At 36.9% G+C, this 24,779-nt stretch carries 24 protein-coding genes and 1 pseudogene; 22 read left to right on the top strand and 3 right to left on the bottom strand.

What is annotated here, in order from left to right; translation table 11 throughout:
• Positions 1-277 precede the first annotated feature (277 nt).
• The 6 genes from IGI58_RS07315 to dhaS all read left to right on the top strand — a co-directional run bounded on the left by IGI58_RS07315 (position 278) and on the right by dhaS (position 8,414).
• On the top strand, positions 278-2,389 hold the full coding sequence (locus IGI58_RS07315) for a hypothetical protein (RefSeq protein WP_429953949.1): 2,112 nt from the start codon (positions 278-280) through the stop codon (positions 2,387-2,389).
• Positions 2,390-2,655: 266 nt separating this feature from the next.
• On the top strand, positions 2,656-3,870 hold the full coding sequence (locus tag IGI58_RS07310; protein ID WP_429952452.1) for an IS110 family transposase: 1,215 nt from the start codon (positions 2,656-2,658) through the stop codon (positions 3,868-3,870).
• 326 nt (positions 3,871-4,196) lie between these two features.
• Positions 4,197-5,975, top strand: a complete 1,779-nt coding sequence (locus IGI58_RS07305) for an ABC1 kinase family protein (protein WP_087641663.1) — start codon at positions 4,197-4,199, stop codon at positions 5,973-5,975.
• A gap of 144 nt (positions 5,976-6,119) precedes the next feature.
• Positions 6,120-6,986 carry an ATP-binding cassette domain-containing protein gene (locus IGI58_RS07300; RefSeq protein ID WP_429953950.1) on the top strand — a complete coding sequence of 289 codons (867 nt, stop codon included), beginning with the start codon at positions 6,120-6,122 and terminating at the stop codon, positions 6,984-6,986.
• Positions 6,987-6,997: 11 nt separating this feature from the next.
• Positions 6,998-7,759: a hypothetical protein gene (locus IGI58_RS07295; RefSeq protein WP_429953951.1), complete on the top strand. Its 762-nt coding sequence runs from the start codon at positions 6,998-7,000 to the stop codon at positions 7,757-7,759.
• A gap of 106 nt (positions 7,760-7,865) precedes the next feature.
• Positions 7,866-8,414, top strand: a complete 549-nt coding sequence (dhaS, locus tag IGI58_RS07290; protein ID WP_429953952.1) for a dihydroxyacetone kinase transcriptional activator DhaS — start codon at positions 7,866-7,868, stop codon at positions 8,412-8,414.
• A gap of 202 nt (positions 8,415-8,616) precedes the next feature.
• Here the strand turns inward: dhaS and IGI58_RS07285 are convergent, their stop codons facing one another.
• The gene (locus IGI58_RS07285) at positions 8,617-9,609 is read right to left on the bottom strand and encodes a dihydroxyacetone kinase subunit DhaK (RefSeq protein WP_429953953.1); all 993 of its coding nucleotides are present in this window, start codon (positions 9,607-9,609) and stop codon (positions 8,617-8,619) included.
• A gap of 212 nt (positions 9,610-9,821) precedes the next feature.
• Between IGI58_RS07285 and dhaK the strand changes: the two genes are divergently transcribed.
• The 7 genes from dhaK (at position 9,822) to rihC (ending at position 17,319) form a co-directional block, all read left to right on the top strand.
• Positions 9,822-10,805, top strand: a complete 984-nt coding sequence (gene dhaK / locus IGI58_RS07280; RefSeq protein WP_087641668.1) for a dihydroxyacetone kinase subunit DhaK — start codon at positions 9,822-9,824, stop codon at positions 10,803-10,805.
• A 64-nt stretch (positions 10,806-10,869) separates the two neighbouring features.
• Entirely contained in the window at positions 10,870-11,457 is a 588-nt protein-coding gene (gene dhaL / locus IGI58_RS07275; RefSeq protein ID WP_429953954.1) for a dihydroxyacetone kinase subunit DhaL, read from the top strand.
• Positions 11,450-11,818: a dihydroxyacetone kinase phosphoryl donor subunit DhaM gene (gene dhaM / locus IGI58_RS07270; protein WP_087641670.1), complete on the top strand. Its 369-nt coding sequence runs from the start codon at positions 11,450-11,452 to the stop codon at positions 11,816-11,818. The genes dhaL and dhaM overlap by 8 nt, the downstream gene beginning before the upstream one ends.
• Before the next feature lie 24 nt (positions 11,819-11,842).
• Positions 11,843-12,973, top strand: coding sequence for a glycerol dehydrogenase (locus IGI58_RS07265; protein ID WP_429953955.1), 1,131 nt, complete (start codon positions 11,843-11,845; stop codon positions 12,971-12,973).
• Between the two features lie 205 nt (positions 12,974-13,178).
• A complete protein-coding gene (mprF, locus tag IGI58_RS07260) occupies positions 13,179-15,770 on the top strand; it encodes a bifunctional lysylphosphatidylglycerol flippase/synthetase MprF (RefSeq protein WP_429953956.1) in 2,592 nt (863 codons plus the stop codon).
• A 156-nt stretch (positions 15,771-15,926) separates the two neighbouring features.
• Positions 15,927-16,262: a hypothetical protein gene (locus tag IGI58_RS07255; protein WP_242585487.1), complete on the top strand. Its 336-nt coding sequence runs from the start codon at positions 15,927-15,929 to the stop codon at positions 16,260-16,262.
• Positions 16,263-16,395: 133 nt separating this feature from the next.
• Positions 16,396-17,319: a ribonucleoside hydrolase RihC gene (rihC, locus tag IGI58_RS07250; RefSeq protein ID WP_429953957.1), complete on the top strand. Its 924-nt coding sequence runs from the start codon at positions 16,396-16,398 to the stop codon at positions 17,317-17,319.
• 96 nt (positions 17,320-17,415) lie between these two features.
• On the opposite strand, the pseudogene IGI58_RS07245 reads toward rihC, so the two are convergent.
• Positions 17,416-17,652 (bottom strand): annotated as a pseudogene (locus tag IGI58_RS07245) (DUF4260 family protein); the annotation flags it as partial.
• Positions 17,653-17,754: 102 nt separating this feature from the next.
• A complete protein-coding gene (locus tag IGI58_RS07240) occupies positions 17,755-18,162 on the bottom strand; it encodes a MerR family transcriptional regulator (RefSeq protein WP_429953958.1) in 408 nt (135 codons plus the stop codon).
• Positions 18,163-18,631: 469 nt separating this feature from the next.
• Between IGI58_RS07240 and IGI58_RS07235 the strand changes: the two genes are divergently transcribed.
• From IGI58_RS07235 to IGI58_RS07195, 9 genes are all read left to right on the top strand, one after another.
• Entirely contained in the window at positions 18,632-20,155 is a 1,524-nt protein-coding gene (locus IGI58_RS07235; protein ID WP_429953959.1) for a flavocytochrome c, read from the top strand.
• Between the two features lie 252 nt (positions 20,156-20,407).
• Positions 20,408-20,710: a WXG100 family type VII secretion target gene (locus IGI58_RS07230; protein ID WP_088270508.1), complete on the top strand. Its 303-nt coding sequence runs from the start codon at positions 20,408-20,410 to the stop codon at positions 20,708-20,710.
• A gap of 74 nt (positions 20,711-20,784) precedes the next feature.
• On the top strand, positions 20,785-21,036 hold the full coding sequence (locus IGI58_RS07225) for a hypothetical protein (protein WP_429953960.1): 252 nt from the start codon (positions 20,785-20,787) through the stop codon (positions 21,034-21,036).
• Between the two features lie 11 nt (positions 21,037-21,047).
• A complete protein-coding gene (locus IGI58_RS07220) occupies positions 21,048-21,410 on the top strand; it encodes a hypothetical protein (RefSeq protein ID WP_429953961.1) in 363 nt (120 codons plus the stop codon).
• Positions 21,401-22,645 (top strand): T7SS effector LXG polymorphic toxin, encoded by a 1,245-nt coding sequence (locus IGI58_RS07215; protein ID WP_429953962.1) that lies wholly within the window; start codon positions 21,401-21,403, stop codon positions 22,643-22,645. The genes IGI58_RS07220 and IGI58_RS07215 overlap by 10 nt, the downstream gene beginning before the upstream one ends.
• Positions 22,642-23,175, top strand: a complete 534-nt coding sequence (locus IGI58_RS07210) for a hypothetical protein (RefSeq protein ID WP_429953963.1) — start codon at positions 22,642-22,644, stop codon at positions 23,173-23,175. Before IGI58_RS07215 ends, IGI58_RS07210 begins: the two co-directional genes overlap by 4 nt.
• 6 nt (positions 23,176-23,181) lie before the next feature.
• A complete protein-coding gene (locus tag IGI58_RS07205; protein WP_429953964.1) occupies positions 23,182-23,394 on the top strand; it encodes a hypothetical protein in 213 nt (70 codons plus the stop codon).
• 72 nt (positions 23,395-23,466) lie between these two features.
• On the top strand, positions 23,467-24,189 hold the full coding sequence (locus IGI58_RS07200; RefSeq protein ID WP_429953965.1) for a hypothetical protein: 723 nt from the start codon (positions 23,467-23,469) through the stop codon (positions 24,187-24,189).
• A 1-nt stretch (position 24,190) separates the two neighbouring features.
• Positions 24,191-24,511: a DUF4176 domain-containing protein gene (locus IGI58_RS07195; RefSeq protein ID WP_088270513.1), complete on the top strand. Its 321-nt coding sequence runs from the start codon at positions 24,191-24,193 to the stop codon at positions 24,509-24,511.
• Positions 24,512-24,779: the final 268 nt, after the last annotated feature.

The following is a 24,779-nucleotide window of genomic DNA, read 5'->3' as shown; positions in this document are numbered from 1 at the left end:
CAAAACAGGTGTATTTTAAGGTAAAATTAGAAATGATTGTGTAAAAAAGGACGTATTAAACATAGAATTAGAAAAATGGTAGGAGTAAGACGAAAATATCAATAACGACTACAACGTTTTCAGCAATTATCAGCATGTCAGTTTAGGATATTAAAAGAAAACAAGTAGATGATTGATCGTTGCAAATTCAAAATTCTGTTCCGAACCTTCACTGGTTATAAAAAGGAATGTTCATTATGAAGTAAGGAATTAGCAAAAAAAGGAGCCGTTAGTACATATGGAAAAAGGAATCCAGACAAATAAAACAACGGGAAATAAAAAAGTTTTTTTCCGAAAAGAAATAGAAGAAAGTAGACTTGGGGAAGAGCTTTATTCAGATGATGTTTTAAGCCAGTACTCTGTTTATTTATTAAGAAAGTTTGAGCTATCGGAGGATTATGATCAGCCAGAGCAATTTGAAGCACTTTTGACGGATTTACCAGAACAATTCAATCATGAATTTGAAGATAGTGTAGTTAAAAATCTATATGTTCGAGTAACACAAAAAGCTGTCTATATCACGTTGCTTTTAGCTCTAGCACATCCACTGAGCAAGCTGCAAATAAGTGATCTGCGGACATGGATCAGCGGTTTAGAAGTACCAGAACTAAGCCTAGAGCATACAACAGCATTTTCTGAAGCGGTACCGTTAGAAATGGTCAAAGGACTGCAGGAAACCAACAGTGAAGTACTACTTTTGACAGAAATGATGAATCAATTTAGCGATAATCTAAATGATATATACAAAGAAGTGCAGGAAGTCAAAAATAAGAAAACACCTCCTGTCGTAAAGGTCATCCAAAGTAAAGTAGCTGCCAAAGAAGCACAGGAAGCTGCTAACGCGCAACAAATAAAGAGCTTGGAGCAGACACTGACTAAGTTAGTAGATGAATTTTCAGTATTCAAAACAGAGGTAAATCAAAAGCTAGAATCTTTGCCTAAACCTAAAACACCGCCGAAATTTAAAATCATGTTTGGTTCATCTGAAGGTGAGTCCGGTCCAACGGTCGAAGAACGTTTAGAAGAGGCGCTCAAACGAATCGATTTATTAGGACAAAGGTTAAATGACTCGGATCAAAAAATATCGAAAATCGATCAGTCATTGGAAAAACAAAAGAAACATCCAAAATTAAGTTTTTCTACAGCAAAAAAAGTGGATCATGAACGAAATCAGTTAGCAGAAAAAGTTGCATCAACTAGTAACGAAGTGACAGCTATTGCCCATCAGCTCCAAAAAATAGATGATAAGTTGAGTACGATGGAGTCAAATGTTTTGAATGCTAAGCCAGATTCTGAAGCTTTGGCAAGGATCGAAAAAGATCATGGTCAAATACAAGAAACTGCTTCTGAAACAATCAAATTGAATCAAGTGATCGAGCAGTTGACTGCGAAACTTCAAGCGGTCGAATCTGAGCTAGTCAATGTAAGTAAAGAGAAAAGAAAGATTCCTCATGCTAAACTAACGAAAAGTGATCATGCTAAAAAAATGGCGGAACAGCATCAAAAGGATCAGGAACAATTAAAATCAAATGCCACTGAAATCAAACGATTGACTCAAACGGTTGGAAAAGTAGACGTTCAATTGATCAAGGCGCATCAGAAAATCGCAGAATTAGAGCAAAAAATCCGCCAAGCTCCACCTGTGATTGAAAAGGCGCCAGTAAAAGTAGAAGTACCGTCAAAGCCGGTCGACACAAGCACCAATAATACGTTCGTTGGTCCACCAGCTCCACCGAAAGCGTCAAATAGTTCAACTGCTAATAGAGGCTTTCCAACAAAAGAGTCTTTCTTACAAGCAAGTAGACCAAGACCGACAACCGATATGATCGAAGAGCGCCCAACAGTCACACTGGCAATTGAGGAAATGCTGGATCGTGTGTCTGAAAAGCATCCGATCTCAGAATCTAGCAGATCTTGGACAGTCGCAGAAGGCTACGAACAAAGTAAAGAGAATTATCAGGATCAACAAGGACCTTCTCTACGTCGGTTGAAAAAACTAGAATGGGATATTCATACCTATTTCCAAAAAGGTCGAAGTGTAGGGCATAAGGGGATGATGGCGAAAGATGATTTTTACGCAAATATTCGTCAAATCGAAGTGTTGCCATATTTATGGGGAACAGTCTATGAAAAAGAGAAGAAGGATATTTTACTCGGCAATGAACTGAGCTGCCAGCAACTGGTCGATGACTTGGCTGATTTTTTAGAAGAGGTCGAAGTTCTATCTAGAAAACGAAAAGTCATGGGTAAATGGATCTATTGTCCCAAAGAAGTTGAACAAAAAATGGAAGGCTATAAGCTTTTAAGTGAATATTTAGAGACGTATATTGCAAGACAAGAGAGCATGTAAAATGAAAAAAACATACTAAGATTAGAGGGTAAAGTCACCGACGGATGACTTTACCCTCTATTTCCTTTTTTAGGTCTATAGTAAAGAGTGAAAGGAAGATCGACCATGCTCTCTTGGACTTCGAGTCCCTACAAAAAAACGGTCTCCTTCACTGTCATTTTAAAATCTGTTTTAAGTATGTTGGGGCTTCGAGCTCGTGTTAAGGAAATTAGACATGAAATGAAACAGTGAAGTACCTTTCAAAAAAAAAGAAAGAAGATGAACGTATGACATATGTACTTGCATTAGATGTTTCGATGGGGAAAAGTTATCACGTGCTTTACGAAGATGAGCGTTGTCTCTCCGAGGGAGAGATTACTCATACCAAATTTGGCTTTGATTATTTGCTTCAAGAAATTCAACAGTTACCCGAACTGCCTAGTATCGTATTTGAATCGACCGGTATTTACTCAAGAGTGATTGAAACCTTTTGTCAAAATAATCACTTACTTTATTGTCTATTGAATCCTTTGGAAGCAAAAAAACAGCTGGATAGCGGTCTTCGTGTGCTTAAAACGGATAAACAAGACGCACATCGACTAGCACAAACTCACTGCCAGTATGAGCGGAAAATTAAGAAACTCCAACCTGATATTTATGAAGAATCCCATGATTTAGCTCGCTTTTATCAAGAGATAGAAGCAGAAATCAAGCGACTAAGAATGTACTTACACACGGCTCTTCAACTTAGTTTTCCGGAATTGGAACGCCTTTTTTCGAATCGATTGTCAAAATTATCATTGAATCTTATCGAGCTGTTCCCTCATCCAGAATGCTTAGCGGGATTTAGTCAAACTCAAATAAAAAATATTTTGAAAAAGAGCACAGACAAACGTCTTTCGGATAAAAAAGCCTTAGAAAAAGCGCAACAGCTCCTTTCATTGGCTTCTACTTCCTATCCAGCGACGACGAAAACGAGCATTCAAGTACAGAAAGTTCGTTATTACGCCCGCCAATTAAAAGAACTTCTTCACTCAAAAGAAACGGTGTCTAAGCAACTGATCGAACAAACAAGACCCTTACCAGAATTTGATCTTTACCGAAGTGTTCCGGGGATTGGTGAAGTATCTGCCGCATTAATTATTGGTGAAATTGGCGATATTCGCCGATTTGAAAATCATAAGAAAGTGAATGCGTTTGTTGGGATAGATACCCGTAGGTATCAATCTGGTAAATACCTAGCCCAAGACCATATCAATAAACGTGGCAACCCCAAGGCTCGAAAGCTCCTTTATTTTACCGTGAAAAATATGATTCGCCAGCAAGCTGCCGCGCCTAATCATATCGTGGATTACTATTATAAATTAAAAACGCAACCTTTATCCAAAAAGGATAAGGTTGCGACCGTAGCCTGCATGAACAAACTACTAAAGTGTCTCTATTCCATGATCAAGAATGAGACAAGGTACGACTATGCGCACACGGTCTCTATGGACCAATAAGACCAAGTCTTATATATTAATTATAGCACCCTGCTGGAAAAAAAACATACTCATCAGGGTTATTTATCGTGAACTTTTTTCTAAAATATTCCCTTCGTCTACAAACGATTAAAATATCTTTGATTATTTCTTTATTTTTCTCTTGACTAATCGTAGGAAATAGAGTGCGGGACAAAACTGATCTTTAGGTTTTGTCCCGCATTTTTAACCATAATAGATAATTGCTCGAACCTGCTCGACTTTTATCCCAACCTCCCTCTTGGTCTATGTTTCGAGTTGCTCTAATTTCTTATAACGATTACTATTAAGAAAAGGGGGAGAGGACGATGACAGAATCTTCAACAGTATCGAAAGCTGCTCACACACAAAAGGATAAAAGTAAAAGTGCGCGTTTTAAAGAAATCATGCAGGTTTTTTTAGCTTATAATGTACTGGGAAATTTATCAAAACAAGAGAAGCCTGAAAAAGTTAGAGAAGCATTGGAAGCTTTAGGACCAACATTTATTAAAATCGGACAAATGCTATCTGTACGGACGGATATTCTTACACCCGCATATATTGATGAGCTGAAAAAATTACAAGATAATGTTAAAACAGATGATTTTTCTTTGGTAAAAGAAGTTATTGAAGCTGAGACAGGATTACCCCTGACCGATATTTTTACTAAATTTGAAGAGCAGCCGTTTGCCTCAGCATCTATGGGACAAACCCATAAGGCCATGTTGCCTGATGGTCGAATCGTAGCAGTGAAAGTACAGCACCCAGGAATCAAAGAAGCGATTACATTGGATTTATCTTTATTTGAAAAGGCACTGCCGTTGATCAAATACATCCCAGAAGCTAGTGTAGTCGATCCAAAAGAAATCTTTCTAGAAATCAAAACATCTCTTGAAAATGAGTTGGATTCATTAAAAGAAGCAGCAAATGGGAAAGAATTTTATGAAAAGAACAACGGTTGGCAGATTGTTCGTTCACCGTTGATTTATGAGGAGTACTCTACATCAAAAGTTTTGGTGATGGAGTTTATGGAAGGAAAGAGTATCAAACGTTTTGTGAAGGATGAAGTAAATGAGACTGATGAGCAGCAGCAAGAGCATCAAAAAATGAAAAAGTATTTTGGTGATACGCTGGTCAAAAATTTTGTGAAGCAAGTTTTTGAGGATGGTTTTTTCCATGCAGATCCTCATCCAGGCAATATTTTTGTTCAGATGCTCCCATTCTCAGAAGAAGGAAAGAAAGAGTTTGCACAAGTGAAGAATCAGCATCTTGAAAAAAAGCTTGGTTCTAATCAGTTTATGTTTGAGTATACAAAAGACCAAGAGTTACCTCCGTATCGTCTAGTCTTCTTGGATTTTGGCATGATGGGCAGACTGGATAAAGAGATGATCCATAAATTGACTGCAGTGATGGATAGCTTATATGGAAATAACGCTAAGGTAATCGGTCAGGCAATTTTGCGATTATGTAAACAAGTCGGACCGATGGATGAAGAAGTATTTTTCGAACAATTAACACCACTTTTAGAGGATAATTATGGTGTTAGTATTGGCGATATCAATTTACAAACGTTGTTTTTTCAAATCATAGCGATCTGTCATCAAAATAATTTACAGGTCCCACAGGAAGTAACCATGCTAGTCAAAGCAGTGGCAACTTTTGAAGGAATGATTCGCGAGCTGGATCCTGAAATTTCATTAGTAGAAATCGCAACGCCGTTTGCCAAAAAATATTTTACTGAAAAAATCGATTGGTCATTTGAATTGAAGCGAGCAGGATTAGATCTGCTTTATTCAGCTAAAGCTGCTCCGAAAATCCCGTCGAGAACATTAGATGTACTAGATGATTTTGCTAAAGGAAAAACAAAAATCAATTTGGAACTCAAGAAACAAAATGAATTATTGGATAGAATTGAAGGGATGATCAATCGCTTAGTTATTGGGTTGATTTTAGCGGCACTGATCATAGGGTCATCCATGCTGGTTGAGTTCAACCAAAGTGTTACGAGTAATTTCGTTTCTATTTTGGGCATGATCGGCTATGGGATCGCGCTGTTTGCGATTTTATTTTTGGCAGTCGATATTTTGAGAAAACGTAAGAAAAAGTAAAGGGATCATGATGAAAATGGTCTCCTTTTTAAATAATCTCCCTCTAGAATAAAAAACATGATACACTAATATTGTTCATTTTTTTCTATTATTAGGGGATTGAAATTGAAAAAAAGGGAAAACAAAAAATAAAAGGAGTTTACTATGGAAATTAAAGTAAGAGATCTAGTTATGCGCTATGGTCGTGTAGAAGTATTGAATATCCGTTCATTAGACTTTGAAAAGGGTACTTCTTATGGCTTAGTTGGTCATAATGGTGCAGGTAAAACGACATTGTTTAAATGTATGACAAATATCATCTCGAATTATCAAGGCAATATTTTGATCGATGAAACGTCTGTTAAACAGCACAATGAAGTATTACTGAATGTTGGGATCGTATTAGACGGAATGTCTGTTTATACGAATCGTACAGGTTGGTTCAATATTGAGTATTTTTCTGGCTTGCGCGGAAGTTTTGATCAGGAAAAAGCAAAGGATTTAGCTAGAGAGCTGGATTTATTTGCTGTATTAGATCAAAAGGTAAAAAGTTATTCGTATGGCATGCAGAAAAAACTGATTTTATTGATTGCGTTGATGCATACACCGGAAGTCTTGATTTTAGATGAGCCTTTCCGCGGATTAGATATCGATACAGTAAAATGGTTTAAGAAATATTTGAAACAGTTGACAGAACAAGGGTTGACCCTAGTTATTTCCAGTCATGTTCAGAATGATTTGGAAGCATTATGTGATATTGTTTACGTGATCGATCGCGGTCGTATCGCTGAAACGATCGATATCAATGCTGAAAAAGAAAAACAAATTCGCCGTGTCGACACAACAAATAATGATCGTCTGAAAGAGTTCTTGGATGAAGCGAATTATTATTATCAAGTAGACGAAGAGGGCGGCGTGAAACTGGACATTTCTGATGAACGTTGGGCTGAGATCAAGCAGCGTTTAGCAGAGGAATCGATTGAAATTTCTGAATTATCTAAAGTGAAAATTTTAGATGAGAAATTGAATTAGGAGGGGTGAACATGACTGGGAAACTGATTTTTAAAATGGAGTTATTTAAATTTTTACGGGATAAAAGCTTTTTGATCACAGCTGGAGTGATCGGGGTGTTGAACATTATTTTGACCTTATTTGCATTGAGTGCTACGTCGGTCTTCACAGATTATTACTATGAATCTGGTGCTGCGGCAACTTTGCTTGCAACAATGGGAGTTGTCGGCTTTATTGTTATTCTGGGAAATGTCATTTTTGCTTACGTTTATCCATTCCATATGATTTCAATGGATTATAAGAACAATGTCATGGCGATGATGGTCGCTTCTGGCGTAAATAGAAGAAAATTATTCTTTGCAAAAATTGGTGCGATTTTTGTTTGTACGATTGCATTGATGATACTGATCGCATTGATTCCGATGATTCTATTTTTAGTAAAAATCGTTCAGCTGGATGGCTGGGATAGCTTTGTTGAAGGAATCAATTCAATGTTTTATTATACCGATCTAAACTTAGGGAAATTGATTTTTTCTGGCTTGTTGAGCTACTTGAATATGCTGATGATCATTGCGACAGCTTGTATCATCATGAAAGGAAAGAACCTATCGTTCCTATTATTCATCGGATTCAACATAATTAACACTTTTGTTACAGGGCTATTGAGCTCGATCGGCTTTGCTTTTAATTTTAGTGTGACTGGAAGTTATATCCTTCAATTACTTTTAATGGTCATTTCAATTGTGGTCTTTGGCTATATTTCATTAAGAACATTAGAAAAACAAAATTTATAAGAACCTTGAGCTGGGGAGTGATCCTCAGCTTTTTTAGTACATAGATGTTATAAATCGCAAATTACTGGTACAATGAAAACACTAAAGTGATTAAAGGTGCAGATAGATGACAGGATCATTGATTACAAAGAAGAAAATTGCTAAGGTCTTTAAAAAGCTGGTTGGAGAAATCGGATTTGAAAAAGTCACGATTGCGAAAATCATGCAGGAAAGTAAGATGAGACGGCAAACATTTTATGATCATTTTCAAGATAAATATGAATTGGCAGACTGGATTTTTCAACAAGAAGCAATTGAAAAAATCGAAGATAATTTGGCTTATGAAGGCTGGCAGACCATCCTAGAAAATCTGTTTGTCTATTTTGAAGAAAATCAATTGTTTTATAGAAAAATTTTGCAGTTTGATGGGCAAAATTCGTTTCAGGAATACTATACACAGCATTTGAAATCACTGATCAGACAAGTTCTGATCGTTAAAGCTGGTACTGAAAAAGAGAGAGCGCATCAGGAACAATTGTTTTTAGAAGACTTTTATGCGACAGCTTTTGTTTCGATGACGACAAAATGGCTCATTGGAGGCTGTCCAGTTAGTTCGGAACAATTTGCGAAGCAAATGAGGATCGCATTTTTGATGGGCTTTGATGAAAAAGAATAGTGGTTAGAGTAGAAGTGTTCAACTCTTAGTGCTTTAGTACGGGGGATTTGCTAGCTTTGCTTAGTTCTTTGAACAATAGTGAAACTGTATGCTTTAGCTGATGTGATCGAAGTGCAGCGTAGTAGCTACTTTTTTCTCGCCGTTTATTCAGATTTAGGAAGCGAAACAAAACTGACTTTTAGTTTTGTTTCGCTCTCTTTCTTTATTTCCAGCCAAAAGCATCTGTCGGCAATTTTAAGTAATTTAGCCACTGATCATCTTTTAGGTTCAGAAGTGTGAGCGACAGACCATTTGTATTATACGCAGTCAAAAAGTTACCTATTTGCTTATAGGTCACAGGAATGTCTTCGATTTCTAATAATTGCTGGACATCGTTCATGAAGATGCCCAGTTCAAGTAGTGGCGTGCCGCCTAGTCCGTTAACTAAAACAGCGGTATTTTTCAATTCACTTTTTGTATATTGCTGCGTTAACTTATTGACGAGTTCTATTGCGATCCGCTCCGAGGACTGCATTTTTTCGATGCGATAGCCTGGCTCTCCGTGGATACCGATACCAAAGTACATTTCGTCCTCCGCTAATGTATATTGTTGCGGGATGATCCCGATCGGTGAAGCCGGTGAAAAAGCCACACCAAGTGTTTTGATCAAAGGAATCAATGTTTCTCCTAGTGTTTGCAGCTCACCAAGTGTTTTCCCTTCTGCTGCAGCCGCTCCTAGGATCTTATGGACAAAAACAGTACCAGCCACTCCCCGACGCCTTTTTTCAAAGGTCCCGCTTTCGATGGAACAATCGTCATCTACAATGACATGAGAAATATGCAATCCTTTTTCTTTTGCCAGCTGTTCCGCTTCAAGGAAGCATTTTACATCTTTTTCAAAATTCTTGATGATCAATAACGTTCCGCGTCCATTATACGTCTGCTCAATTGCTTGAAGGATTTCTGAACTGCTTGGAGGCTCAAAAATTGGTCCCATAACGGCACAATCCAACATGTTATCGCCAATATAGCCGACATGAGCTGGCTCATGTCCGCAGCCACCACCGCTGATCAATACAACTTTTTGTTCATTGATGATTTTTTTGGTGATGATGCCAGTTTCCGGCTGCCAATTTAGCTTGTCATTATAAGTATATGTTAATCCCGCGAGTAATTGCTGTCTTATTTGCCCGCTGGTGTTGATCAGTTGTTTCATGAGCAGTCGCTCCTTTATTGATATAGTCTGTTTCTATTATACGCTGAGTCTGCATTGAAAACTATCAAATTGATAAAGAATAAAATGAAAGCGGACACATTTTGTGTATTGTCCGTTGCAAGTTTTTGGATATGCGAGTATTGTAAACGTATACAAAAAGTGGATGTCGGTTACTAGTTTCGTTAGAATCAACAAAATAGGAGGAACATACTATGAAGAAAATCATCAATCAAGCACAAAACGTCGTTCCAGAAATGGTACAAGGCTTTGTTCGTGCACATCAAGAGAATATTCAGCAAGTACCAGACACATTTGTTTTGAAGCAAAAGGAAATTCAAAAGCAGGTTGCATTGATCAGCGGCGGTGGGAGTGGTCATGAGCCAGCTCATGCTGGATTTGTTGGTTCTGGAATGCTGCAGGCAGCGGTATGCGGACAAGTATTTACTTCACCCACACCAGATCAAATTTTTGAAGGAATCAAGGCAATCGACCAAGGGCAAGGAGTTGTAATGGTCGTAAAAAATTATTCTGGTGACATCATGAATTTCGATATGGCAAAAGATTTGGCAGAAATGGAAGGGATCAAGGTCGGTACAGTCGTTGTAGATGATGATATCGCAGTAGAAGACAGTACGTATACACAGGGCAAACGCGGGGTAGCCGGAACGATTTTGGTGCATAAAATATTGGGTGCGGCAGCCCGTAACGGCGCTTCCGTAGAAGAACTAGTAACACTTGGTGAAAAAGTTGTCGAAAATTTAAAAACGATCGGTGTGGCATTAACAGGTGCAACTGTACCGGAAGTAGGAAAACCAGGCTTTGTTTTAGCTGATGATGAGATCGAATTTGGTGTAGGTATCCATGGTGAACCCGGTTATAAACGTGAAAAAATCAAACCCTCGAAAGAAATGGCACAAGAATTGATTTCTAAACTGAAAACAGCTTTTGGCTGGAAAGCAGGCGATCGTTTTGCAATTCTAGTGAATGGATTAGGTAGTACACCATTGATGGAGCAATACATTTTTTATGCTGATGCAATGCGTTTATTAGAGACAGATGGCGTTGAAGTTGCCTTTTCAAAAGTTGGAAACTATATGACTTCATTAGAAATGGCGGGACTTTCTGTTACGTTATTGAAAGTTGAAGATGAATGGATCGAAGCTTTGAAAGAAGAAGTAGATACAGTTGCTTGGTGATGTAGAACAGTACAAGATGTAGTGAAGCGAAACGTTATTACTTATAAATCAAGGAGGTCATTCTATGTTTACAGTTGAAAATTTAAAGACAGCTTTACAGCTATTTAAAGACAAAATCGATAAAAATAAAGACTATTTGAGTGAGCTTGATACGCCTATCGGTGATGGAGATCATGGGAATAATATGTCGCGGGGAATGGAAGCTGTCAGTGAGAGTCTTCAAAGTAAAGCTCCTGAAACGATCCAAGATGTATTCAAATTGACTGCAATGGCGTTGATCAGTAAAGTCGGAGGAGCTTCTGGTCCGCTCTATGGAACGGCTATGATGGAGATGGCAAAAGCTTCTGCAACAACTTCTGAAGCACTGCCTATTTTAGAAGCAGGTTTAGCTGGGATCGAAAAACGCGGCAATAGCCAACCTGGTGAAAAAACAATGCTTGATTTATGGGCGCCTGCGATCGAAGCTGTACGATCAGGAAATGTAACATTGGAAGATTTACAGTCAGCTGTAGATAAAACCAAAGATATCGTAGCAACAAAAGGACGTGCTTCTTATGTAGGGGAGCGTTCTGTCGGTCATATTGATCCAGGCGCGATGTCGAGTCTTTATTTCTTTGAATCATTAATGGAAGCAGGTGTTTTTAATGACTAGTGGTATCGTGATTGTTTCACATGTAAAGGAAATTGGAGAAGGTGTGGACCGTTTGATCAAAGAAGTCGCTAAAGACGTTCCGATCACTGTGGCAGCTGGCTTAGATCAGGGAGAAGTAGGAACATCCTTTGAAAGGATCATGGCAGCGTTTGAAGAAAATCCAGCACAGCAGCTCTTAGCTTTTTACGATTTGGGCAGTGCCAAAATGAATTTGGAGATGGCCATCGACATGACAGAAAAAGAAGTATTGTTATTTGATACTGCTTTGGTGGAAAGTGCGTATACAGCTGCCGCTTTATTACAAGTAGATACACCGCTAGAGGCTATTGAGGAGCAGTTAGTGCCCTTAAAAATAAAATAAGTTGAGGATAGGAGTTTTAGAATCATGAGAAAAGCATTTATTAGCCCCACAAAGTATGTTCAAGGTGAAGATGAGTTGTTGAATTTAGGATATTTTGTTACAACATTCGGTAAAAAAGCGTTATTGATCGCTCATCCAGAAGATGTGAAACGAGTCAAAGATAAGCTGGATAAAACAGCGGAAACATTCAATGTATCTTTTGTAGAAAGTAATTTCCATGGTGAAGCTTCACGAGTGGAGGTTGCTCGTTTACAAAAAGTAGCTGCCGAAAATGAGTGTGACTGTGTGATCGGCTTGGGTGGCGGTAAGGCGATCGATACGGCAAAATGTGTGGCTGAAGGCCACAATTTGATCATTGTTCCGACAATCGTTGCAACAGACGCACCAACAAGTCACTCTGCTGTTCTTTATACAGAAGATGGACAATTTGATGATTATGCTTATTTTGTTCAAAGTCCAAGTGTGGTCTTGATCGATACAGTGGTGATCGCAAATGCACCGACACGTTTCTTGGTTTCTGGTATGGGAGATGCGTTATCTACTTATTTTGAAGCAAGAGCAACACATAATTCTTATTCCAATGTCAATGCAGGTTTGCCGTGCGGCGCTCGTGAAGGGGTTTGTCCGCCTGCTAAAGGAACAAATACTGCGTTGGCTTTAGCAAAATTATGCTATGAAACGATTTTAGAAGATGGGTTGAAAGCCAAAGAAGCATCAGACAATAACGTGGTGACTCCAGCATTGGAAAACATTATTGAAGCGAATATCTTACTTTCAGGTTTAGGCTTTGAAAGTGCTGGATTAGCAGCAATCCATGCAATTCATGATGGTTTGACGATTTTGCATGATGCTCATGGTGCCACACATGGGGAAAAAGTTGCATTTAGCACGATTTGTCAGTTAGTATTGGAAAACGCACCAAAAGCAGAATTATATGAAGTGTTGGACTTCGCCTTATCTATTGGTTTGCCTGTTTGTTTAGCAGATTTAGGTGTAAAAGAAATTACAGATGCTGAATTGACAGAGGTGGCAGAAAAATCATGTATTCCAGAAGAATCCATTCATTCGATGCCATTTCCGATTTCTGTTGAACAAGTAAAGGCAGCAATCATTGTTGCAGACAAGATCGGTGCTGAATATAAAACAGCAAAATAAATAATAATTAAGGCTAAGAGAGGCTTCACAAAAATTGGTATGCCAATTTTTGTGAAGCCTCTTTTTTATGAGTAAAAGCTGTTACCTACTCTTTTTTTGTAGAAAATCATGAGATTTTAGAACGAAAGTGGAAAAATAAACGGTTATGCGCTAACATATAAAAGAAAACTTTTTGTGGACACTTATTTAGAAAGGCGGTGAATCAATGAAAAGGAGATTCAATCAGCTACTTCATTGGATGAAGGAGCATAGTTTATTATTGAAATTGATTTTTCTTGGTTCGGTTTTGATTTTTGTTGCGAACCAAGTTACTCATATCGTACAGGGAATGACATGGCAAGATGTGTTTCAGACGATGGGACAGCAAAATCGGTTTCGTCTACTAGGGATGATCTTAGTTGGGATGATCGGAGTACTGCCGATGCTACTTTATGATCTAGTCGTTGTCAGTGTGCTTGAGGAGCAAGGAAAACCGAAAATGAATCGCTGGGAGTGGTTTGTTTCTGCATGGGTCACAAATACGATCAATAATCTGGCGGGTTTCGGCGGAGTTGTTGGCGCAACGCTTCGGGCTAATTTTTATGGAAAAGATGCGTCTCGAAAAAAAGTTGTTGCTACGGTTTCTAAAGTAGCATTATTCATGATTTCTGGTTTATCGATTTTATCGTTTATTGCATTTATTGATGTTTTTTTTATACGTCCAGACAGCTTGTTTCGAGAATATTGGGTGTGGCTGCTTGCAGGAAGCTTGATTGCACCAGCATTATTTTTCTTTACTCAATTAAAGAAATATACATTATTTAAGGATTTTTTTCCAAGAGGCATTTTTCTCTTATTTGGTGCTTCATTAGGTCAATGGCTAGGTGCGATGTTCGTTTTTTTGAGTGTTGGGGCACTGATGCAGGTCAAAGTTTCATTGATTTCTGTATACCCAATGTTTGTGATTGCGACCTTGATAGGGATGCTGACGATGGTGCCAGGTGGTATGGGAACATTTGATGTATTGATGATTTTAGGGCTTTCCCAACTTGGCGTGAGTCAATCGACAGCGGTTGTTTGGCTGATTTTTTATCGTTTATTTTATTATGTATTGCCATTCATCACGGGAATTCTTTTATTTGTCCATCAAACAGGTGTGAAAATCAATCGCTTCCTTGATAATTTACCACAGGTCTTTTCACAAAAAGTGGCACATTTTATTTTAGTGGCTGCTCTTTATTTTGCTGGGATCATGATGGTCTTACTGTCCACAGTTACGAATCTATCGAATGTCAGCAGACTATTTAAATTTTTATTGCCATTTTCGTTTGATTTCTTAGATCAAACATTTAATATGCTGATTGGCTTTTTGTTGCTGGGACTAGCTCGAGGGATTTCGATGAAGGTGAAAAAGGCTTACGGACCAACGATCGGTCTTTTGATCTTTGGGATCGTCAATACGATTTCGAGAACAGCTTCATGGCAGCTGATCTTGGTTTACCTTGTGATTCTTTCCGCTGTATTTTTGGCAAGAAAGGAATTTTATCGAGAAAAATTTGTTTATTCTTGGGGCGCATTAGTTTTAGATGGAGTGTTGTTCAGTTTTCTCTTTATTATTTATGCAGTCGCAGGATATTATAGCTCTCACCCAGATAAGACTGGTCCGTTGCCGCATATGTTTTTATTGTTTCCATCAGACGACGTTTGGTTTTCAGGACTTATCGGGTTGGGGATATCAATGATCGGTTTGATTACGTTGTATCAATATTTAGCAGATACGTCTATGCGTTTGGGCGAACCTTTTCAGGAAGAACGGTTGACCCAGCTGATTCGTAAATATGGCGGTACAGAAGGCAGTCATCTCCTTTATTTAAAAAACTATGAATACTTTTACTATCAAGAAAACAACCAGGATGAAGTTTTGTTCGCCTATCAAATAAAGGCGAATAAATGTTTCATTTTAGGCGATCCGATCGGTAATGAGCAAAAATGGGCAGAGGCTACGCTGTCATTTATGGATGCAGCGGATTTACTTGGCTATCAGGCAGCCTTTTATCGAATTGGTGAGAAATACACGATGATTTTACATGATTTAGGCTATAATTTTATGAAGGTAGGGGAAGAAGGTCTGGTTGACTTCTCTTCTTCTGACTTGATTCCGACCTCTTTGGCAACGAACAGCATGGAATTACAGCATTTGTCTAATTTGGGTTATACATTCACGATGTATCATGATCCAGTATCTGAGGAGTTGTTTCAAGCGTTGGCCGACGTTTCTGAAGAATGGTTGGGCAGTCAACGAGAACGGAACTTTGTCGGCGGCAGTTTTGATCGAGAGTATTTGTCATTGAGTGATGTGGGTATCGTAAGAAATGCACATCATGAGGTTGTTGGTTTTATTACAGCGAAACCGATCCAGCCAAAATATAAGGTTTCTTATGATCTTTTACGTTTTTCTAACGAGGCACCTGAGCATCTAACTGACTTTATCTTGACCCATTTCATTTCAGAGTATCAGAAACAGGGCTACCAAATCATCGATTTAGGTACAGCACCGCTTTCAAATGTGGGAGAAACAAAATATTCATTTTTAGAAGAACGTTTGGTCAATATTTTTTATAAATATGGTGATCAGGTATATGGTTTTAAAGATACAAGACAAGAAAAAGAACGCTATGTCAGCCATTGGGAAGCAAGATATTATGCATACTCTAAGCAAAGCAATGTACTCTTTGCGTGTATCCAATTAGCGTTGTTGGTCGAGCGTGGGAAGGGTGAAAGAGTTTCCCTTGTCGAAGAAGCAATGATCATTTCATAATAGAAAAGTCGAGGACAGCTTTTAATAAGTTATGTCTTTGGCTTTTTTTGTACCGAATAAAAGACAGAAATCGGAGAAATTTTTTTATTTTCAGTCTTAAGTACGACTAGTAAAAATGATAGAATAGCGTATAATAATTAAAAAAGGAGGTTTTTTATGATGATCATAGAGCAAGTAAAGGTATGCACAAAGGCGGAATTAATTGCCGCATTAGATAAGAAAATCGATGAAATAATCGTTGAAGGTGATTTTACCAAAACAGTGGCAGAAATAAAAAAAGGTCAGCTAAATGACACGGAATCGATCGGCTTTGCTATTGGCAGTGGCGGCAGCGGTGTGTTATTTGAATATGGGATCAGTAAGCTATTGGAAGCGTTTGATCCAGCTGCGAAAGAAGATAAAAAACTCCGCCGACAGATTGAACGTTTATATACGATCAAACATCTAAAGGCAGATACATTTTTATTACATTTAAAACAATTGGATTATTAAAAATAGAAAGAGATGGGAGGCAGATATGTTTTTGTTTCCTGTTTTTTATACAAAAAGGAGTGCTTTGGCTAAGTTAAGGTCATTTGGGAGAAGAGCTTGATGACGCTAAGGTCTAAAGGAAGGACAAGGTAGAGTGAATAAAAAAAGAAAAATAATTATCGACACAGATCCAGGAATCGACGATGCAGTCGCGATTGCAACTGCATTATTTGATGAAAGGTTGGATGTAAAATTATTTACAACGGTTTCAGGAAACGTCAGTGTAGACAAGGTGACCAAAAATTTACTGAAGCTGTTGGCGTTTTGGGATAAAGAGATTCCAGTGGCGATCGGATCAGGCCGTCCGTTACTTCGCGATGCGATCGATGCGAGTGAAATTCACGGGAGTACAGGGATGGATGGTTACGAATTTACAGAATCTAAATATGAACTGCTGACGAAAAATCATGCAGTGATCGATATGTATAAGACTTTGATGGAAACAAAAGAAAAGACGACGATCGTGGCAATTGGACCATTGACGAATATCGCGTTGCTGCTTCGAATGTACCCGGAATGTTCTGAAAGAATCGAGGAGCTTGTCTTGATGGGCGGCTCTTTAGCGAGAGGAAATACTGGTGTTCTTTCGGAGTTTAATATCGCAGCAGACCCAGAAGCAGCTAAAATTGTTTTTGAGAGTGGTTTACCTTTGACGATGGTTGGTTTAGATGTTGGTGAAAAAGCATTGATCTCAGCTGCAGACTGCAAGAAGCTTAAGAAGATGAATAAGACAGGAGAGATGATCGATCAGCTGTTTCAAAGCTACCGCAGCGGTAACTTGGATGTTGGGCTGCATATGTATGATGGCTGTGCGATTGCCTATTTACTAGCACCAGAAATGTTTGACGTGCGAGAGACCTATGTGGCGGTTGAAACACAAGGTGCACTGACTGCTGGTGCGACATTGGTTGATTTGAATGGTTATTTAGGAAAAACTGCGAATTGCCGTGTTTGTGTGGATTTAGATAGTGGTCAGTTTAAACAATGGTTTTTTGATGCGATAGGGAAATGCATTTAAGGAAAGAGAAGCACCTGACTTTTAGCACCGTTTTTTAAGAATTAGAGTCCGAGAAAAACTGTTTTCTAGTTTTTCTCGGACTTTTTAATGTATTCATTATAAATGAGTGTGGTGAAAGCTATCTAAATACTTCAACCCGTAGCCTAAGGAACGATCCATAAAAATATGAATGAAAAGGATTGACGATGACATCAATAAAAATGAAGAATCGAAAAAAAGACCTAGTGCAAGCAGAATCGCTGGTAATACTAAATTGTGAATAATATTGTAGATATACGCGCCCGTTCGATCACTCAAGAGATACCCAATCATCGATAGATCAGGTACAAATAGAAAAACGAAGAGAGTTCCTCAGCTAAATTTAAAGACAGAAAAGTAGAAGAATAAAGCAATGAGAAGGAGGTAGATAGATTCAAGTTTTAGAATAAGCTTCATTTAGAATTCCTCCTCAAATAATGCTAAGCGTTGAATGATTTCATTTTCTTCATTCGGGTTATTTTTACCAACAATGTGTTTGATATCAACTAAAATATCGATGGATTTTGTTAAAAATGCTAATATATCCTGGCTTATTTTGATGTATTGCTCTAAAAAGTACAGGGTTTCTTCCTTACATGCGATACTTGTATTCTGACGTTTTATATCCATCAGCATCTTTACTTCATTCAATGGAATCGATAAACGTTTGAGCTTTAAAATGAAGCTAAGATCTTTTAATTCTTGTTCTGTATACTTTCTATAGCCGTTTGTATTTCGATCAGGCGTAAGTAAACCAATAGACTCGTAGTATCTTATGGTTTCTTTCTTAACCCCTGTAAGTTTGGATAGTTCACTTATTTTCATATAAAGATCTCCTGTTCTCCTATGCCAAAATGATAACATTGAAGTGAACTAGAATGTCAATGGGAAAATAGTTTCTAAAGATTTAAGAATAGTGAAATGATGTGCACTAATAGTTCATTGAATCACTAATTCTTATTAAGAAGAGGACGGTCTAAGGACACACTTTCATATTTTATACATATAAAATAAAAATTTTAGTTTGTTTTTCGATTGATTTATAAAGTAGATTGAAATAGTTTTCTTTTGATGAAATTTAACTTTCTAAGAGATTTTTAATCGCTTAGAATGATCTTATTTTTGTGATAAAAGCATTGATTTATGTTATTAAATGACTTAATATAAATAGTGAAATGATGAACAAATTTTTTATTTGATAAACAGTATTGAGTAAAAAAGAGATACTTTATTTTAAAAGTACTTGTTCACTATTTCTCAAGTGAATAGCTGTAATTGATTTAGGAGGATAATCATGAAAAAAAACAAAATGAAATCTGTTTTTGTGGGGTTAACAATGGTTCTAGCATTGAGTGCATGTGGAGGAGATAGTTCTTCAACAAGTAAATCAAGCACAGAAAAGAGCACAGGAAGTTCTATTGAAGCGAATTCAGGTGCTTCTGCACAAGAATACACAGACCCATCAAAATTAAAAGACGAATATGATGTTGTTATTGTCGGCGCTGGTGGTGCGGGTATGGCAGCAGCGTTGTCTGCAAAAGATGCTGGTATGAATCCAGTCATTCTTGAAAAATTACCAGTTGCAGGCGGCAATACACTGAAGTCTTCAGGCGGAATGAATGCTTCAGAGACAAAATTTCAAAAAGAACAAAAAATCGAAGATAGTAATCAATCATTTTTTGATGATACGTTAAAAGGTGGAAAAGGCACTAATGATCAAGAGCTACTACATTATTTAGTAGATCATTCTGCTTCTGCTATTGATTGGCTGGATTCTATGGGAATTACTCTAGACAACATTAGTTATAGTGGCGGTGCCAGTCAGAAGCGTATCCACAGACCACATGATGGAGGCGCAGTCGGCACTTATTTAGTAGATGGCTTGATTAAAAATATTCACGAAAAAGAGATACCTTTATTTGTAAACACTGATGTGGTAAAAATAAACGAAAAGAACGGTCAAGTGAACGGAGTAACTGCTAAAGTGAATGGGGAAGAGAAAGTCATCTCAGGAAAAGCAGTTGTTGTGACAACAGGTGGTTTTGGTGCCAATGAAGAAATGATCGAAAAATATCGTCCAGATTTAAAAGGATATGTCAGCACGAATTCAGAAGGAAGCACAGGAGACGGTATCAAAATGATCGAGGCGCTTGGCGGCGCAGTTGTTGATATGGAGCAAATTCAAGTACATCCAACCGTTGTTCAAGAAACAGGTATGCTTATTAGCGAAACAGTACGTGGTGAAGGTGCTATTCTTGTAAATCAGCAAGGCGAGCGTTTCTACAATGAACTTGAGACACGTGATAATGTTTCTGCTGCAATCACTGCTCTTCCAGAGCACTATGCTTATTTGATATTTGACTCAGAATTGGCAAAACGTGCAAAACAAGTTGATTTTTATAAAGAGCAAGGCGTAGTCGTTGAAGGCAAAACAATTGAGGAATTAGCTGGAAAAATCGATGTAGATGCTAAGACTTTAGAAAATACAGTGAATACATGGAACAAGTCAGTAGAAAGTCAATCTGATACTGCATTTGAACGTAAAACAGCAATGGATTATGATTTAACAAAAGGGCCATTTTATGCAATTAAAATTGCACCAGGGATCCATCATACGATGGGTGGCGTGAAAATCAATACAGATACGCAAGTCGAAAAAGAAGATGGTTCTGTGATCAATGGATTATATGCTGCTGGTGAAGTTACTGGTGGAATTCATGGGCAAAATAGAATTGGCGGGAATGCTGTTGCAGATATTATAGTGTTTGGACGTCAAGCAGGTACACAATCAGCGAAATTTGCTGAAGATACTAAATAAAACTAGATTAAACAAAATAATTGTTGTAATGAAAAGAGCTGGTAATCAAACCAGCTCTTTTTTGTTTGCGGCTAGACGGAAGAAATCATAGTGATTTTTCATATATGTTTACATAGGAGAATAGCTAAAAGGGTAAGTTTCTCTCATAAATAACCATACTTGAATAAATAATTTGAGAAAAATAATCATCTTTTTGTGTTAAAATTATAAAAAAACGTATTCAATAAAAATTCAAAAGGAGAGATGAACAAAATGGCAGGCGATAGAATTAAATTATCCCCACAAGAACTGAGAACTTCTGCAACAAAATATACAGATGGTTCTAACCAAGTAAATGACATTTTACAAAAATTACAATCAGAACAAGATACGATTCAAGGAAACTGGGAGGGTTCAGGTTTTGATAGTTTCAATGATCAATTTGCTGCATTAAAGCCAAAAGTAGGCGAGTTTGCAGAGCTTTTAGAACAGATCAATAAACAATTAAACGAAGTTGCTCAAATCATGGAAGAAACAGATCAAAATATTTCTTCTGCGATTGGTCGTGGACTATAAAAATGAGAGGAATTGGAGTGTTTTGTTTCTAGGTCTTTTCAATCAATTATAATTTAGATAAAGGTGGCTTTCATATGGCAAATATAGCTTCAGATATAGGAGCTGCTGCAGGAGCAGTAGCGGGTGTCAGTGCAGTTTCGATTTCCGGCGGACAACAAGTAACATTAAGCAGAAGTAATATTAATAGCATGACACAAGGCGCTGAAATCAGTAACCAGTTAATTTCTAATTTATCACAGCTCATTGAATGCGTGAAGGAACAAAGTCAAACGTTTCCCAAAATAGCTGAGATCATCGCAATTGAAGATAGTAAGATTAAATTTTGAGGAGTTCTATCATGGGAAAAAATAAAAATGAACAAGAGAGAGCAACTTATAATCGTTTGATTCTTGAAAAAGAAAATAGTATTGATGATCTTAGTCATGACCAACGCAAAATAGAAGATAGTTTACATAATTTAAATGAGGAGTTACACAGAGGATATCGATCATTAGCAATGATCTTAGAAGAAGATCATCAGGATGGTTCTTCAGAAAGGTATCGCATGATACAAAAAAACGAAGATCAAGAACATTTTTTTAAACGACAATTACAAGAAATAGAAAATCAATTGCTTGAAGGGTATCACGATCAGCGGAAAACACTTGAGGAAGAGACAGAACAACTTTACAAAAAAAGGAGTGAAATTCCTTGGGATTAATTTATTCTAGCTCAGAGTCAGCGCAGTTAATAGCTGCCTTAAAAAAGAACTTACAGAGTGGAAAAGAAGCATCTGAACAGTTAAAATCTGGTAGTCAGAAAGTGATAGCAGCTGTGGATGGGAAAACCCTCTCCGGAGCCGCTTATACCGCCGGTAAGGGATTATTTAGTGATCTAATTTTGCCAACGATCAGTAAAGTTACTTCAGCACTTGATGAAGTTGAACAAGAGCTACAAACATATACAAATGCCGATGGAAAAGTAGCTAGTGAAGGAAATTTAGATGAAGACAAATTGACACGACAGATTGCTACAAAGAAAGCGATGAAGGCTTCTGTAGAAGCATCTGCATCTGTGGCTAGAAGTCTTTCTAGAAATAATCCTGTCGCAAAAATATTAGATGCGCTACTAAACGTTGAAGCATCGTTAAATCGTATGGCAACTGAATATGAACAGGATATTCAAGAGTTACAAGAAAAGTTAGAAAAACTACGGCAATTTTCTTCTGAGACAAGTGGTTTATTTAGTAATAGCTTGAACAATATGAATATTGCTATGCAAGGTTGTTTGGTATTAAGTAATACTACGATTAATAGTGATGGGTCATATAAGCTTCCAGAAGGAACAGATAAAAGTTGGTTTACCTCGTTACAAAATAAACAGGCCGATTATGGGAATATTATCGCGGTTCTTCAAGGAACAGCAACTGAATTTGCGGGAGATCAAATTGAAAAAAATCTAGGTAAGGCTGGTGCAAAATACGGAGAAAAACTATCTAGTTCCATTTGGTCGAATAGATATTCAATAACTATGCCTGATGGACGAATTTTAGGACAAGTTCCAGGAGCCACTGCAGCTGCAAGAGAATCTATTGAAAATACTGCTAAAGGTGTTAGTAAATATTTTGGAAAAGCACTAACTGAAGTTGGCGGTACTTTTATTGGTGTGGGAATCGACTTATGGCAAGGTGATTCGGCAGAAGAAGCTTGGGGAAAAGAAATTACAACGGGCATTGCTACAGGAGTTGGAGTTGCTATTTTAGGTGCTACGCCAATCGGTGCAGGGATTGGTGTGACAATTGCAACTGGAGTAGTTATAGGTATTGGAAATGATTGGTTGCGTGATAATTTCAAAGGGGTAAAAGATTTTGAGGATAATGTAGGACGAGCTGTAGTTTCAGGATGGAATAATATATCTAACGGAGTGAATAATCTTTTTAGTGGGGTATTTGCATGAAAATAAGTATTCAAGGAACAGTTTTTAATATTTCTTTTGATAATAAAAAAATTGTTCGTGGATGGTGGCTATTAGTAGATAATGATGGCGAAGAGTATTTAGTAAGACAAAACTTTTTTTTATTTGGTTTCAAGTTATTTAAGTTTAATAGAAACATATACAAAGCGAGTAAATCACTAAAAAAATATTCAGTTTCAAGTGAAGAAATTATAAAACAAACTCATAAAAAAACAGGAACAAGTTATTTAGGAATTGGATTAGCAATTCCTATTGGAGCCATTTTAAGAGGTGTGATACCATTGAATTGGTTATGGGGGGAAAGCAATCTTCCAATAAATTATATAACAGGTATTACTAATCTTATATTTTTTTGGATTCTGCTAATCCTAAGTTTGAAGGTGATTTTTTATTATCGTAAGAAGAAATTCGAAAAAGAAATTCAAAATTTAGAAATAGAATTAGTAGAAATTGGTAAAGGATATGCAGATAGTCCCTTACAAATTACACAGAATATATTAAAATGGTGGTGAAGTAGTATGAAAATAATTCATGTATTGAAAGCTACAGTCATTTTATTAGGAATGAAACTATTTTTGATTGTGTTGACCATTATCATTCCATTTTTAGTTCAAGAAAGGTTAATGTTAATATTTACAACGATTCTTTTGATACTAACATTATTTAATGGGAAAATTACTGCAGATAGAGAAGTCACATATATAGTAAATATAGAAAAAGATGAAGAATAATCTAAATGGTGAAGTAATATTAAAACAAACTATCGCTGCTATGTTTTTAGTGTTTTTTTGAAGGAGTTTTTAATGACAGATAATTCAAAAATTGAAAAAGGGGAACTGTTTAATCTCTCTTTTGATGACAAAAAAGTAGTGTTAGGATGGGTGTTACTACTAACTCAAGATAATGAGGAATATTTGATAAGACAAAATTCAGGTTTAATCGGTTTTGGTAAGCATAAAATTAAACGTGAAATTTATAAGTCAAATGTAGGTCTTAGAGATAAAATTATTTCTAAAGACGAAATGAAGATTGCAATGAAAAAAAAATCCGAACGAAATTTTATCGGTATTTCTATAGGGATAGTATTAAGTGCAATTCTGAGGCATAGTATCGAGAAATCTTGGATATTTGGAGAAACTAATTTTCCTCCAAACATATTAACTGGTATCTTTAATCTTATGATTTTTTGGACAATTTTTAGTCTAATTTTTTATCTGATATCAAAATATAGAAAACAACGATTCTTATCCAACGTAGAGAAATTTTGTAATGGAGATTTAGATCTAGTTGGGAAAGGATATGAAATAAATGTTTCTCTAGAAAAAAAAGTTCCCATTAAAAATATTTTGCCACTAATATTTCTAATAGGGATAATAGTATTTGTAACGATAATACTTCCATTTTTGGTTCAAGAAAGATTATTTGCTATATTGATAACAGTCATTGCGCTTTTACTTTTTTTCAACGGGAACACTATTTTAAACAAAAAAAAGGTTGAATACTTAATAACGAGAATGGAGAAATAATATGAAAGATCAAAATTTATTACCGATAGGTAGTGTAGTTTATTTAAATGAAGGGATTATTCCTCTAATGATAATAGCTAGACAACCAATAGTAAATATTAATGAAGAAAAATGTTACATGGACTATGCGGCTATTAATCAATTAACAGGATTAGTAAGCATGGAAGAATTTGCATACTTCAATCAAGAAGACATAAGCGATGTTTTGTATGAGGGATTCGTAGGAGAAAATGAAGAGAGAGTTCTTTCTGCGTTAAAAGAATGGAGAGAAAAAAATACACATATCTCCAAAGGGCGAGTTTCGGAAATTATTGATAAATAGAATTATGTTCTCGATTTAGATCAGCCTAAGGAGAGCGCTTATGGAAAATAAACAACCAAGAATGAACGTAAAAATAAATCCTGTACTGTATTATCCTCATGTACGTAAAGATGTGAAAAAGAACTGGAAGAACAATTTTTAAATGATCCAGAGGCAGTTGCAGCGGAAGATGATGCTCTGACTTTTTCAGAGGCTTCACCTGAATGCATTCCAACGTATATAAAGCGGTTAACAGATTGTTATGAGACATGGAAAAGTGAAAGAGTAA

The sequence above is a fragment of the Enterococcus sp. AZ020 genome (assembly GCF_050499205.1).
Lineage (GTDB): Bacteria > Bacillota > Bacilli > Lactobacillales > Enterococcaceae > Enterococcus_L > Enterococcus_L dunnyi.
Note: the sequence above shows the minus strand (reverse complement) of the source record. Positions and strands in the feature narration are given on the sequence as shown.